The 13338-nt window shown below is 68.5% G+C and carries 18 protein-coding genes; 1 reads left to right on the forward strand and 17 read right to left on the reverse strand.

Annotation, left to right across the window (positions count from 1 at the left end):
- Positions 1–11 precede the first annotated feature (11 nt).
- Positions 12–641, forward strand: a complete 630-nt coding sequence (locus AVR91_RS25485) for a pyridoxamine 5'-phosphate oxidase family protein (protein ID WP_063274379.1) — start codon at positions 12–14, stop codon at positions 639–641.
- A 71-nt stretch (positions 642–712) separates the two neighbouring features.
- Here the strand turns inward: AVR91_RS25485 and AVR91_RS25490 are convergent, their stop codons facing one another.
- The 17 genes from AVR91_RS25490 to AVR91_RS25570 all read right to left on the reverse strand — a co-directional run bounded on the left by AVR91_RS25490 (position 713) and on the right by AVR91_RS25570 (position 13021).
- Entirely contained in the window at positions 713–1432 is a 720-nt protein-coding gene (locus AVR91_RS25490; RefSeq protein WP_063274617.1) for a TIGR03943 family putative permease subunit, read from the reverse strand.
- The gene (locus tag AVR91_RS25495) at positions 1429–2445 is read right to left on the reverse strand and encodes a permease (protein WP_016332474.1); all 1017 of its coding nucleotides are present in this window, start codon (positions 2443–2445) and stop codon (positions 1429–1431) included. Before AVR91_RS25495 ends, AVR91_RS25490 begins: the two co-directional genes overlap by 4 nt.
- A 37-nt stretch (positions 2446–2482) precedes the next feature.
- Positions 2483–2905: a hypothetical protein gene (locus tag AVR91_RS25500; protein ID WP_005158775.1), complete on the reverse strand. Its 423-nt coding sequence runs from the start codon at positions 2903–2905 to the stop codon at positions 2483–2485.
- Complete coding sequence (locus AVR91_RS25505) at positions 2902–3723, reverse strand: isoprenyl transferase (RefSeq protein ID WP_007034865.1); 822 nt, start codon at positions 3721–3723, stop codon at positions 2902–2904. Before AVR91_RS25505 ends, AVR91_RS25500 begins: the two co-directional genes overlap by 4 nt.
- A 40-nt stretch (positions 3724–3763) precedes the next feature.
- On the reverse strand, positions 3764–4525 hold the full coding sequence (recO, locus tag AVR91_RS25510) for a DNA repair protein RecO (protein WP_063274618.1): 762 nt from the start codon (positions 4523–4525) through the stop codon (positions 3764–3766).
- 163 nt (positions 4526–4688) lie between these two features.
- Positions 4689–5093 (reverse strand): CD225/dispanin family protein, encoded by a 405-nt coding sequence (locus AVR91_RS25515; protein WP_063274619.1) that lies wholly within the window; start codon positions 5091–5093, stop codon positions 4689–4691.
- Between the two features lie 34 nt (positions 5094–5127).
- Positions 5128–5619, reverse strand: coding sequence for a CD225/dispanin family protein (locus tag AVR91_RS25520; protein ID WP_063274620.1), 492 nt, complete (start codon positions 5617–5619; stop codon positions 5128–5130).
- 55 nt (positions 5620–5674) lie between these two features.
- Positions 5675–6865: an RDD family protein gene (locus tag AVR91_RS44340; RefSeq protein ID WP_063274621.1), complete on the reverse strand. Its 1191-nt coding sequence runs from the start codon at positions 6863–6865 to the stop codon at positions 5675–5677.
- Positions 6866–7012: 147 nt separating this feature from the next.
- A complete protein-coding gene (locus AVR91_RS25530) occupies positions 7013–7465 on the reverse strand; it encodes a DUF2752 domain-containing protein (protein ID WP_063274622.1) in 453 nt (150 codons plus the stop codon).
- A complete protein-coding gene (locus AVR91_RS25535; RefSeq protein ID WP_016332466.1) occupies positions 7462–7812 on the reverse strand; it encodes a CD225/dispanin family protein in 351 nt (116 codons plus the stop codon). The genes AVR91_RS25530 and AVR91_RS25535 overlap by 4 nt, the downstream gene beginning before the upstream one ends.
- Before the next feature lie 25 nt (positions 7813–7837).
- Positions 7838–8179 (reverse strand): CD225/dispanin family protein, encoded by a 342-nt coding sequence (locus AVR91_RS25540; RefSeq protein WP_007034858.1) that lies wholly within the window; start codon positions 8177–8179, stop codon positions 7838–7840.
- A gap of 156 nt (positions 8180–8335) precedes the next feature.
- Positions 8336–9235, reverse strand: coding sequence for a GTPase Era (gene era / locus AVR91_RS25545; protein ID WP_016332464.1), 900 nt, complete (start codon positions 9233–9235; stop codon positions 8336–8338).
- Complete coding sequence (locus tag AVR91_RS25550; protein ID WP_063274623.1) at positions 9235–9561, reverse strand: hypothetical protein; 327 nt, start codon at positions 9559–9561, stop codon at positions 9235–9237. The genes era and AVR91_RS25550 overlap by 1 nt, the downstream gene beginning before the upstream one ends.
- Entirely contained in the window at positions 9554–10906 is a 1353-nt protein-coding gene (locus AVR91_RS25555) for a hemolysin family protein (RefSeq protein ID WP_063274624.1), read from the reverse strand. The genes AVR91_RS25550 and AVR91_RS25555 overlap by 8 nt, the downstream gene beginning before the upstream one ends.
- Positions 10907–10919: 13 nt before the next feature.
- Complete coding sequence (gene ybeY, locus AVR91_RS25560; protein ID WP_016332461.1) at positions 10920–11474, reverse strand: rRNA maturation RNase YbeY; 555 nt, start codon at positions 11472–11474, stop codon at positions 10920–10922.
- Positions 11471–12556: a PhoH family protein gene (locus AVR91_RS25565; protein WP_063274625.1), complete on the reverse strand. Its 1086-nt coding sequence runs from the start codon at positions 12554–12556 to the stop codon at positions 11471–11473. The genes ybeY and AVR91_RS25565 overlap by 4 nt, the downstream gene beginning before the upstream one ends.
- Positions 12557–12670: 114 nt before the next feature.
- On the reverse strand, positions 12671–13021 hold the full coding sequence (locus tag AVR91_RS25570) for a histidine triad nucleotide-binding protein (RefSeq protein ID WP_063274626.1): 351 nt from the start codon (positions 13019–13021) through the stop codon (positions 12671–12673).
- Positions 13022–13338 lie beyond the last annotated feature (317 nt).

Below are 13338 nucleotides of genomic sequence, written 5' to 3' on the forward strand. Positions count from 1 at the left end.
TCACTGTCGCCATGGGGACCTCAGAGATCAAAGTGATCGAGACGCTCGAAGCGCTGCGTGAGCACCTCGGCCACCCGGCCGAGCGGACCAAGGGGAAGATCATCCCCTTCCTCGATCCGCACGCGCGCACGCTGATCGAACACTCGCCGTTCTACCTGCTGGCGACGGCGTCGTCCGACGGGACCTGTGACGTCTCGCCGCGCGGCGATCCCGCCGGTTCGGTGAAGGTGCTCGACGACAAGACGCTGGTGCTGGCGGACCGGCCGGGCAACAAACTGCTCGACAGCCAGACCAACATCCTCGAAAACCCGCACGCCGGGCTGCTGTTCCTGGTGCCGGGGATGAACGAGACCCTGCGGATCAACGGCCGCGCGAAACTGGTCGCGGACGCGCCGTTCTTCGACGACCTGGTGGTCAAGGGGAAGCGGCCGGCGCTGGCGATCCTGGTCGAGGTCGAAGAGCTGTACATGCACTGCGCCAAGGCTTTCCTGCGGTCGTCGCTGTGGAAGCCGGAGACGTGGCCGGAGCGGTCGAGCCTGCCGACCGCGGGCCAGATCTTCCGTGACCAGATGAAGCTGGACGTGTCGGCGGAGGCGCTCGATGCGGCGCTGACCGAAGGCGCGCTCACGACCCAGTACTGAGCCCCACCCGATGCTATGAACGGTCCGTTCCTTGCAAATTTTGCAAGGAACGGACCGTTCATAGCATCGGCTCAGTACTCGTAGGGGTCCTTCGGCGCCGGCACCTGCCGCACCGACGTGAGCGTCAGATCCGGCATGTAGCTGTTCTCCCGCACCGCGGTCCCCGGCACGACCGTCCCGGTGACCTCCAGCCAGGTGTCGTTCCCGAAGCCCGACACGCCCTCGCCCACCATCCGCACGGTGATCGGGAACGCGTCGGCCGCGCAGCAGCCGATCACCATCCGCGCCAGCATCGTGTTGCCCTCGTTGTGCACGACGAAGCCGGACAGCCGCACCGTCCGCCCGTTCAGCGAGCCACTGGAATCCCAGCCCGCGCGGCTGACGAACTCGTTGACCTCCAGCGGCACCACGTCCCCGGCGGGCAGGGGCGGGAAGGCGGCCGCGTTGCTCGCCGCGGCGCTCTGCGGTGCCCTGGCCTCGGTGCGGGTGACCGAATCGGCGCCCAGCGCGGGCGGTGCAACCAGGAACACGGCCAGCACCGGCACCATCAGCAGCCACGCCGAGCGGGCGTTGTGCTCGTGGATCTCGCCGGGAACCGCGGCGGCGGCCCGCGCGGAGAGCAGGTCGCGGACGATCGCGACCGCGCCCAGCGCGACCATCACCGCGCCCCCCGCGATGATCCACGGCTGCTGCGCGGGTTTGACGTAGCGCAGGTAGTCGCCGTTGACGGTGATCTTGAGCAGCGCGCCGCCGAGCAGGATCAGCAGGATGTTCTGGGTCTCGCGTTTCACGCGCCACCTCCGAGGATCAGCACACCCGAAACGACGGCACAGGACAAGGCGACCACGAACGTCACCGGGGCGAACCGGAGTGCGAAGGATTTGCCGAAGGTGCCGGTCTGCAGGGCGAACAGCTTCACGTCGATCGCGGGCCCGACCACCAGGAACACCAGTTTCGGCAGCAGCGGCATCGCGGTCAGCGACGCGGCGACGAAGGCGTCGGCCTCACTGCACAGCGCCAGCACGACGGCGAGCACGGCCATCACCAGCACCCCGAGCACGATCTGCTCCCCCAGCACCCCGAACCACTTGGCGGGCACCAGCACGTTCATCGCGGCGGCGATCATCGCGCCGAGGACGAGGAAACCGCCGGCCTCGACCAGATCCGCCCGGGCGGTCTCGGCGAAGGTCTTCCAGCGCGAACCGTGCTGAACTTCGGGAAGCCGCCGCAAAGCCCGCTCCGCGATCCAGTCGAGCTTGCCCCATTTCGCCCACAGCCAGCCCATCACCATCGCGGTGGCGAGCGAACCGGCGAACCGGGCGAACACCATTTCCGGATTCCCGGGGAACGCCACCGCCGTGGCGACCAGCACCACCGGGTTCACCGCGGGCGCCGCGAGCAGGAACGTCAGCGCGGCCGCGGGCGCGACACCCTGTCCGATCAGCCGCCGCGCGACCGGCACCGACGCGCATTCACACCCCGGCAGGGCGACCCCGGCCAGGCCCGCGACCCCGACCGCCGCACCGGCCCGGCGAGGGAGCACCTTCTCCAGCACCCGCGCGGGCACGAACGCCGCGATCGCGCCGCTGATCAGCACCCCGAGCACCAGGAACGGCAGCGCCTGCACGCAGACGGCGACGAACACGGTCGAGCCGGTCCGCAGCGCGGGCACGTCGAACACCTGCTGGAGCCAGCTCTGCCCGAGGATCGCGATCAGCAGGATCGCGCAGAGCACCTCGATCGAGGTGATCTTGAACCGCCGGGCCGGCTTCTTCTCCGGGGCGCTTCTGGAAATGGTTTCCATGCGCGCGATGATGCCAGGTGACCCAGCGTTCCGGCGGTCACTCCCCGGGTGCGGTGCCCAGCAGGTCCGAACGCAGCTGCGACGCCGTCGAGACGACCAGCATGAGCAGCGTTCCGAGCGGCGAGGGGTCCATGCCCTCGGCCGGGAACGCGTACCTCAGCGTGATGTCGATGCCCTTCTCCGAACGCACCACCCCGAGCGTCCCGAACAGGCCCTGTCCGGCGCGTTCCGCCGCCGAGGCCGCGATCGCCGGGTCGTCCGGCAGATCCCAGGCGACGACGCAGGTCAGGCTCAGCACGGTCAGCCCTTCGGCCAGCCGGGTCGCCTGGATGACGCACGGGACGTCCGCGTGCGAGAAGGTCAGCGCGCCGTCGTCGTCGACGTGGACTTCGAGATAGCGCTCGAGGGCTTCCCGCGCCGACGTCAGCAACGCCGCCGTGTCCGCTGCTTCGGTGGTCATGCGGTCCCTTCGGAAGCCTTGTCGACGGCCCCGCCGAAGCGGCGGTCCCGTTTCGCGAATTCGAGGCACGCCCGCCACAGGTGGGTGCGGTCGAAGTCGGGGAAGAGCGTGTCCTGATAGACCATCTCGGCGTAGGCCGACTGCCAGAGCAGGAAGTTCGACGTCCGCTGCTCCCCCGACGGCCGCAGGAACAGGTCCACGTCCGGCATTTCGGGCTGGTACAGGTACTTGCCGATGGTCTTCTCGGTGACCTTGTCCGGGTTCAGCTTCCCGTCGGCGACGTCCTGGGCGATCCGCCGCATGGCGTCACCCAGTTCGGCGCGGCCGCCGTAGTTGACGCACATGGTCATGTTCAGCGCCGTGTTGTGCTTGGTCTTCTCCTCGGCGACCTGCAGTTCCTTGATGACGCTCGCCCACAGCTTGGGGCGGCGGCCCGCCCAGCGGATGCGGACGCCGATCGAACCGAGGTAGTCGACCTGTCGGCGGATGGTGTCGCGGTTGAAGCCCATCAGGAAACGGACCTCCTCCGGGCTCCGCTTCCAGTTCTCGGTGGAGAACGCGTACACCGAAAGCCATTTGACGCCGAGTTCCACGGCGCCGCTGGCGACGTCGATCATCACCGCTTCACCGCGTTTGTGGCCCTCGATCCGCGGCAGCCCCCGCTGGTTCGCCCAGCGGCCGTTGCCGTCCATCACCAGCGCCACGTGCTTCGGGAGGAGTTCCTTGGGGATCTCCGGCGGCCGGGCACCGGACGGATGCGGCTCCGGCGCGCGAAGTTCGAATTGTGACGCCTTGTTCTCGCGTCCCCTGCGCAGCACCTTCGAGCCTCCTGATCGAGTGAAATCTGTGCCTGCGACCCTACTGCGCCTGCGTGCTGGTCTCCCGCGCACGCCTCTCCACCAGCGGCAGCGACCGCAACTGGCGCTCCAGATGCCACTGCAGATGCGCCGCGACCAGGCCGGACGCGTCCCGCCTCGGCACCGGCAGCGACGCCTCGGCCACCGGCCACTCGCCGTGCAGGAGCGCCGCGAGCAGCGTCAGCACCTCCTGGGAGGGGTGGACACAGCCGGGAACCCGGCAATCCGGGCACATCGAGCCCCCGGCGGACACGCTGAACGCCTTGTGCGGCCCGGGCAGGCCGCAGCGGGCGCATTCGGTGATCGCGGGCGCCCAGCCGGCGTAGGCCATGGCCCGCAGGAAGAAGGCGTCGAGGATGAGGGAACTGTCCCGTTCGCCGCCCGCGAGCGCGCGAAGCGCTCCGACGACGAGCATGTAGAGCTTGAGCACCGGCTCGCCTTCTTCGGCGGACAACCGGTCCGCGGTCTCGGCGATGGCGCTCGCGGCGGTGTAGCGCTGGTAGTCCGCCACCAGCGGCAGCGCGAAGGCGTCGACCGTCTCGACCTGGGTGATCACGTCGAGCGAGCGGCCGGTGTAGAACTGGACGTCGACGTGCCCGAAGGGCTCCAAGCGCGCTCCGAAGCGCGATGACGTCCGACGCACGCCCTTCGCGACCGCACGGACCTTGCCGTGCCGCCGCGTGAGCAGGGTGACGATCCGATCGGCCTCACCCAGCTTGTGCGTCCGCAACACCACTCCGGTGTCGCGATAGAGGTTCACCACCCCATCCATCTTGCCATCTCACGTCCTCCGAAGTGCTTCAGAGGACGTGCGGTCGCGACGAGCCGGTGCCCACGACCCAGCAGAGGAACGTCCAGGGTTGTCTGAAGGCACGAAGCGAGCGCACCGACGGCGCCCCCGCTTCGTGCCTTCCGCATGTCCCTTGTCAGCAGTAGCCGCTGTAACAGCTCACTGTCGATGCCGCGACGATCATGACGACGATCATGACGATCGCGAACACGCAGCCGACGCCTCCCAAAATGGTGGATACCAGGCAGAGCGTCTTGGTGGTTCGCGACGCCTGTTCCGCCATCGCGTAGTTGCCCTGCATCTTGTAGGTGCCGACCTCGTTGGACTTCATGATCGCGAAGATGCCGAGGATGACGCCTCCGAGGAACAGCGAGGCGATGGCCCAACCCTTGTAGTCCTTGATGGCGTTCATGTCGCCGCCCGGCATGCCTCCGGGACCGTAGCCCGGCTGGCCGTACGGGGCAGGCATGCCACCGGACGGGGGCCCGTAGCCCTGCGGCTGCTGGCCGTAGGGCTGTGGCTGGCCGTATGGGTTGGTCATCTGTTCCTCTTGATTTAGAGCTTGACTCGAGTTCTCAGAACGAAGCCGCGGCGATGATGATGTACAGCAGACCGAACAGGCAACCGACGCCTGCCAGGATGTTGCCCACCATGCACAGGGTCTTGGTCGTCCGCGACGCCTGCTCGGCCATCGCGTAGTTGCCCTGTGCCTTGTAGGTGCCGACCTCGTTGGACTTCATGATCGCGAAGATGCCGAGGATCCCGCCGAAGAAGATGCTGACGATCGCCCAGGTCTTGTAGTCGGGGATCGAGTTGATGTCGCCGCCTCCGGGCATGCCACCCGGAGCGGGCTGGCCGTACGGGGAAGGCTGCCCATACGGTGCCGGCTGACCGTACGGCGCGGGCTGGCCGTAGGGAGCCGGCTGGCCGTACGGCATCGGGTTCGGGCCTGAAGGCTGGCCGTACGGCGCGGGCGTGGCGCCGGACGGGGGTCCGTATCCGGGCTGAGGCTGCTGGCCATAGGGCTGCTGGCCGGGGCCGGGCTGCTGGCCGTACGGGTTCGTCATCGGGGTTCCCCACTTTTGTCGCATTTGCCGGCGGGTGGATCCCGCCGGTTTTTCCTTACTGTTGCGGTGTTCCGGGCCCGTTCGGCCCATCCGCTCCGGGCAGCTGCTGCCTCAGCTGGTCCGGGGTGATCTTCTGCGTCGGCTCGGCTTCGTCGAACCCTGACGGTGCCTGCTGGGGCTGCTGCCCCGGGCGAAGGACCTGCGTCGGCTCGGCCTCGCTCAGGGCCGGCTCAGGCTGGGACTCCGGTGACGGCGCCGCGGTTCCCTGCGGCGGCTGACCGAACGGCTGGGACGGCTGCTGTCCGAACGGCTGCGGCTGCTGGGGCTGCTGACCGAACGGGGACTGCTGCTGCGGCTGTTGTTGCGGCTGGCCGAACGGCGCGGGCGGCGCGGGGAACGGCGAAGACGACGGCGGCGCCGGGAATCCCGGAGTCTGGCCGAACGGTGCCGCCGCGGCTGCTTCGCCCGGCACGACGACGGTGCTGAGGATCTTGTCCGCGAACGTCTGGTTCTTCTCGTCCCACAGCGGCCAGAGGTAGCCGAGACCGCAGACCCAGCCGTCCAGGTTGTGGCACAGGTCCCGGACGAAGGCCATCAGCGGGCCGATCGGCTGGCCGTCGCTCTCGCGGACGAGCTTGATCTTCAGGACCTTCTTGCCGAGTGACTGGCCGGTGGTGCCCATCTTGATCCACCGGTTGTAGACGGTCCAGGCGAACCCGGCGAGATAACCGAGACCGGCGATGAACAGGCCGACCGTGTCAAGCCCCGTCGCCGCGATGATCGCGCCGATGATCGGCAGCACGACGATCGGGCCGAAGTCGATGAGCGTCGCGCCCGCGCGCACGCCCCAGTGGGCGTAGGTGGTCTGCGGACCGAACTGGGAAGCCTGGCCGAACGGCGAGGCCTGACCCTGCTGACCGAAGGGAGACTGCGGCTGCGCGCCGAACGGCTGACTCGGCTGCTGGCCGAAAGGTGACTGCGACTGCTGCCCGAACGGCGAAGGCTGCTCGCCTTGCTGTGGCTGCTGCTGACCGAACGGAGACGACGGCTGCTCGCCCTGCGCGGGCTGCTGGCCGAACGGCGAAGATTGCTCACCCTGCTGAGGTTGCTGTCCGAACGGCGAAGGCTGCGCTCCCGACGGCGGCTGTCCGTACGGCGACTGCGGCTGCGGTGACTGCTGCTGCCCGTCCCCGGATCCGGGCGGCGGCTGCTGTCCCGGCGGCTGCTGGCCGTAGGGAGTGGTCATCGAAATCCCCTCGCTGGTTCCTCGCCCCTGGAGCACTGGGCCTCGTGCGGCGGCCCGGGCTGAATGTACGGCATGGGTACACACCGAGCAGACCGGTGCGCGGGAGCGTACTCGGTGCCACCGACGATCCGGGCCTCGGCCCGGCACTCACACGTAAAGCGAGGTGAACGGGGCGAAGGGCAGGTTACGGATGACGAACCAGACGACGAACACGACACCGAACGCGAGCGGCGTCCAGCGCCAGTGCAGCCAGCTGTCCACCGCGCGGCCGCGGAGCCTGCCGACCGCCCAGGCGACGGTGCTCCAGACGAGCAGCAGAACGACCACAAAGGACACCGCGTTGTAGTGCAGCGCGGCGGGAATGTCCCCGTGCAGCGCGCTGTAGACCATGCGCATGCCGCCGCAGCCGGGACAGGCGATGCCCAGCAGGGTCTTGGTGGGGCAGACCGGAAGCGGCCCTCCCGGAGTGGTGGGATCGCCCAGCCAGAGGACGACACAGCCGAGGCCCGCCCCGGCGGCGATGGCCAGGGGCGGTCCCAGCGCGCGGGCCTTGGCTTTGAACCCGCGCGCCGGGAATCCCGTGTAGACGGACGACGTCACGGCGTGAAGCTTCCCGCCGACGCGCCGATGATGATCATCACCACGATGAAGATGATGTACAGCAGGAAAAGACCGCCGGTGGCGATCGCTCCCCACATGGACCACTTCTTCGCGTCGTCGGCGGCCTTCTGGGCTTCGGCGTGGAAGCCCTGCGACCACAACGTCTGCACCTGGCTCGACTTCACGATCGCGACGATACCCAGCGGCAAGCAGCACAACACCGTGCAGAGGATGGCCCACACCAGGTTGTTGTCCGGCGGGGGTCCGTAGTTCGGCATGCCGCCGTAATACGGCTGCTGCGGCGGTGGCCCGCCCGGGGGCGGGTAGTTCGGGTACTGGTCGGTCATGAGGTCTCCCCCTCGAGCGCCGGGATCAGCGGTAGTTGTTCACGTCCACCGAGGCCGCGAAGACGCCCAGGACGACGACGAGGACAACGTACAGAACGATGAGGACGCCACCGACGATCGCCGCGATGATCGACCACTTCTTGGCGGCGTCGGCCGCTTCCTGCGCCGCGGCGGGCTGGCCCTGCGCCCAGAGCGTGTTCACCTGGTTCGCCTTGACGATGGCGACGATACCGAAGGGCAGGCAGCACAGGATCGTGGTGAGGATGGCCCACACCAGGTTGTTGTTGGGCGGCGGGCCGGGGTTGTTGAAGCCGCCACCGCCCTGAGGGTCGCCGGAGTAGTTGGGCAGGCCCTGGTTGTCGGTCATTTACCGCTTTCCCTTCACGAATGAGATGTCGAACTCCGACCCGGGCGCGCCGCCCGATCAGCGATCCCCGGAGTCAAGGGTTGAGACTCTAAGGTCACCCGTCCGGTTCCACATCATCAACCGGTCTCCGCGACCGAATCGAGACATTCCGTTCAGTCAGAAGCCCAGCCGTCGCAACTGTCGGGGGTCGCGCTGCCACTCTTTGGCGACCTTGATGTGCAGGTCGAGGTAGACCTTCGAGCCGAGGAGCCCCTCGATCTGCTGCCGGGCGCGCGCGCCGACGTCCTTGAGCCGCTCACCCTTGTGCCCGAGGATGATGCCCTTCTGGCTCGGACGTTCCACATAGAGGAACGCGTGCACGTCGATCATGTCGTCTCTGCCCTCGTGGGGCAGCATCTCCTCGACGGTGACGGCGATCGAGTGCGGGAGTTCGTCCCGGACCCCCTCCAGCGCCGCCTCGCGGATCAGCTCGGCGACCAGGGTCTGTTCCGGCTCGTCGGTGAGTTCGCCGCCCGGATACAGCTGCGGTCCCTCGGGAAGGTGCCGCACCAACAGGTCCGAGAGCGCGCCGACCTGGAAACCGTCCACAGCGGACACCGGGATCAGCTCGGCGAACTCCATGACCTCCTGCAGGGCGAGCAGCTGCTCGGCGACCTGTTCGGGTTTCACGAGATCCGTCTTGGTGACGACGCCGATCACGGGGGTCCGTTTGGCGATCTTCTTGAGTTCGGCGGCGATGAACCGGTCACCGGGGCCGACTTTTTCGTTGGCGGGCACGCACAAGCCGACAACGTCCACTTCGGACCATGTCGAGTGGACGATGTCGTTCAGCCGCTCGCCGAGCAGGGTCCTCGGCCGGTGCAGGCCCGGTGTGTCGATGATCACCAGCTGGGCGTCGTCGCGGTGGACGATGCCGCGGATGGCGTGGCGGGTGGTCTGCGGTTTGCTGGAGGTGATCGCGACCTTGCTGCCGACGAGCGCGTTGGTCAGCGTCGACTTGCCCGCGTTGGGCCGTCCGACGAAGCAGGCGAAACCGGAACGGTGCGGCTCGGCCATCAGTCGAGCACCTTGCCACTGGGGTCGGCCAGGTGGATCGGGGCGTTTTCCGCGATGTCGCGAACCGCGCGCACGGAAGCCTCCTGGAGCGTGCCTTCGGCGGTGACCACGACCGCGGCCTCGATTCCTTCGGCCGCGCTCGAAACGGCCGCGGCGACGGCGGCCTGCAGCGCGGTGAGCTTGAACGACGGCTGGTCGACCGTGCTCGCCGCGTAGGTGCGGCCGTCGGTGTCGCGGAGCGCGGCGCCTTCGGCGGCCTGGGTGCGGGCTCGCGCGGACCTGGCCAGGGTCACCAGCTTCTGGTCCTCGGCGTCCAGCTCAGGCATGTTCGACACTCCTGTCACTTTCATCGGGCTGCGGGACCCGGGTCCGGCGCCTGCCCTGGGCTGCGTCGGTCACCGCGTCCGCGTCGGCGGGGTGGACGACCACCGTGGTGATCCGCATCCGCCCGCGCCGGTCCTTACCGCCTTCGGCGAACAGCCGAAGCCCGGCGACCTCGGCTTCGGCCCCCGGCAGCGGGACCCTACCCAGTCGCTCGGCGAGCAGCCCGCCCACGGTCTCCACGTCGTGGTCTTCGAGGTCGATCCCGAACAGTTCGCCCAGGTCGTCGATCGAGAGCCGGGACGAGACGCGGACCGCGCCGTTTTCGAGTTCCTCGACCTCGGGGCGTTCGTCGGCGTCGGATTCGTCGGTGATCTCGCCGACGATCTCTTCGAGGATGTCCTCGATGGTGAGCAGGCCGGCGGTGCCGCCGTACTCGTCGACGGCGATCGCCATGTGGTTGTGCGAGACCTGCATCTCCTTGAGCAGGTCGTCGAGCCGTTTGGAGTCCGGCACGAAGCTGGCGGGGTTCATCAGCTCCTCGACCTGCCGCTGCGAGCCGCCCTCGGCCATGTACGCGGGCATGAGGTCCTTGATGTTGACCACACCCACCACGTCGTCGACGGAGTCGCCGATCACCGGCAGCCGGGTGAACCCGGTGCGCAGGGCCAGCGCGAGCGCCTGGCGCACGGTCTTGTCGTGCTCGATCCAGACGATCTCCGTGCGCGGCACCATGACCTCGCGCGCGACGGTGTCGCCGAGTTCGAACACCGAGTGGATCATCTCGCGCTCGGACTCCTCGACGACGCCGCGTTCCTGGGCGAGGTCGACCAGTTCGCGCAGTTCGACTTCGGAGGTGAACGGACCTTCGCGGAAGCCGCGGCCGGGCGTGATGGCGTTACCGAGGACGATCAGCAGCCTGCTGAGCGGGCCGAGGATGGACCCGAGGACGCGCACGGGACCGGCGACGACGAGGCCGATCCGGTACGGGTGCTGGCGCCCGAGGGTGCGCGGGCCGACGCCGATGATCACGTAGCTCACCACGACCATCACGCCCGCGGCGACGACGATGGCGAGCCACAACGGCCGGATCCAGCCGAGGATGTCGACGGTGACCAGCACGGTGGCGGTCAGCTCGCAGGTCATCCGCAGCAGCAGGATCAGGTTGATGTGACGGCGGCGTTCGGCGATCACCAGCGACAGCTGACGCGCGCCGGGGCGGCCGAGCCGGACGAGGCCGTCGGCGCGGGCCTTGGAGACCGTGCTGACCGCGGCGTCGGCGGCCGCGAACACCCCGGCGAGCAGGATCAGCGCGATGGCGATGACCAGCAGGGCCGTGGGACTACCCATGTCCGCGAACCGCCTAGGCGGGCGGTTCCTCGGCGGGCGCGGCGTCGAGGCCGGCGGTGCCGAGGAGCCTGTCGTCCGCGGAGCGCTGCGCGTCGCGCTTGTTGTGCGCGGCCACGGCCGCCTGGAACTCGCCGAGGATCCGCTTCTGCAGACCGAACATCTCGCGTTCCTCGGCGGGCTCGGCGTGGTCGTAGCCGAGCAGGTGCAGCACCCCGTGCGTGGTGAGCAGGTGCAGCTCGTCCATCAGCGCGTGCCCGGCCGTCTTGGCCTGGTCCTTCGCGAACGCCGGGCACAGCACGATGTCGCCGAGCAGCGCGGGCGAGGCGTCGGGCGCGTCGGGGCGGCGCGACGAGTCGAGCTCGTCCATCGGGAAGGCCATCACGTCGGTGGGCCCGGGCAGGTCCATCCACCGTTCGTGCAGGTCCTCCATCACCTCGAGGGTGACGAGCAGGATGGACAGCTCGGCGAGCGGGCTGACCTCCATCTTGTCGAGCGCGAAGCGGGCGGCCGACACGATGGAGGTCTCGTCGACGTTCACGCCCGATTCATTGGCGATTTCGATGCTCATGAACGGCGCTGACCCTTCCAACCACTGCCCTGGTCCTTGCTGTCCTGCAGCGCCTGCCACTTCTCGTACGCGTCGACGATGTCGCCGACGAGCTTGTGCCGCACCACGTCCTGGCTGGTGAGCTGGGCGAAGTGCAGGTCCTCGACACCGTCGAGGATGTCGCGGACCACCCGGAGGCCGCTCTTCTGGCCGTTGGGGAGGTCGACCTGCGTGACGTCGCCGGTGACGACGATCTTGGCGCCGAACCCGAGCCGGGTGAGGAACATCTTCATCTGTTCCGGCGTGGTGTTCTGCGCCTCGTCGAGGATGATGAAGGCGTCGTTGAGGGTGCGGCCGCGCATGTACGCCAGCGGCGCGATCTCGATGGTGCCCGCCTGCATCAGCCGCGGGATCGACTCGGGCTCGACCATGTCGTGCAGCGCGTCGTAGAGCGGGCGCAGGTACGGGTCGATCTTCTCGTTGAGCGTGCCCGGCAGGTAACCGAGGCGCTCACCTGCTTCGACCGCGGGGCGGGTCAGCACGATGCGGGTGACCTGCTTCGCCTGCAGCGCCTGGACGGCCTTCGCCATGGCGAGGTACGTCTTGCCGGTACCGGCGGGCCCGATGCCGAAGACGATCGTGTGCTTGTCGATGGCGTCGACGTAGCGCTTCTGGTTGAGCGTCTTGGGCCGGATCGTCTTGCCGCGCCGGGAGATGATGTTCATGCTCAGCACTTCGGCCGGTGACTCGTGGTCACCGGTGGAGAGCATGCCGACGGTGCGGCGGACGGTGGCCGGGTCGACCTGCTGGCCGCGGCCGGCGAGCGTCACGAGTTCGGCGAAGACACGCTCGGCGAAGGCGACGTCGGCGGGGGCACCGGTCAGGGTGACCTCGTTGCCCCGGACGTGGACGTCGGCGGCGAGGAGTTCTTCGGCGACTCGGAGGTTTTCGTCCCTCGAGCCGAGCAGGCTGAGCGCGGCGGCGTCGGGGATGGGGAATCGGGACTGGGCCGCTTCGGTGATGGCGGCCTCTTCAGCCTTCGTCGGGGTGACGTCCGCGGGAACGTCGGGTCGGGCGGCTTCACCCGGTACGGTTCCGGCCACGTGGCCTCGGGCCTACTTCCTGCGCTTACGCTGCGATTTTCAACGACAGTGACGGGTTCGATGTTACTGGTTGCGGGTGTCGGCACGCAGTCCGGTTTCCGCAGGCCGCGCGCTTCAGCGCCCGAAATGCCCCAGCTGCTCGCCGCCGAGCACGTGCGCGTGCACGTGGAAGACGGTCTGCCCGGCGTCACCGTCGGTGTTGAACACCACCCGGTACCCGGACTCCGCGATCCCCTCGATCTCCGCGACCTTGCGCGCCGCCGACGCGACGTCCGCGAGGAGCTGCGGGTCGCCCGAGGCCAGCTCGGCCAGATTGCGGTACCGCTTCTTCGGCACCACGAGCACATGCACCCGAGCCTGCGGCGCTATGTCCCGGAACGCATACGTCGTCGCGTCCTCGTACACCTTGTCGGACGGGATCTCGCCCGCGATGATCCGCTCGAACAACGTCTCCGCGTCACTCATCCCCCTACCCTATCGCCCACTGGGGCCAGCCCCTCGCTACGCCGCGACGGGGCGAAGGGAACTTTCGCCGCGTCGCATGCGGGGAAAGTCCCCTTCGCGTCCAGGCATCTCGGTCGGGGTGGTCGTGAGTGGCACCGCACTCACGTGATCGAAGGCGGAACTCGCGTGATCAGAGACGGAACACCGAGTGCGGCCTCCAAGCACGCGAGTCACGTCCCTGATCACGCGAGTCACGCCTTCACTCACGCCACGCCCTGTGATCTCAAGTCCGTGAAGGCCTCCTTGAGGGACCCAGAGTCCCTCAAGGAGGCCTTCAC

The organism is Amycolatopsis keratiniphila subsp. keratiniphila, from assembly GCF_001620365.2.
Taxonomy (GTDB): Bacteria; Actinomycetota; Actinomycetes; order Mycobacteriales; family Pseudonocardiaceae; genus Amycolatopsis; species Amycolatopsis keratiniphila.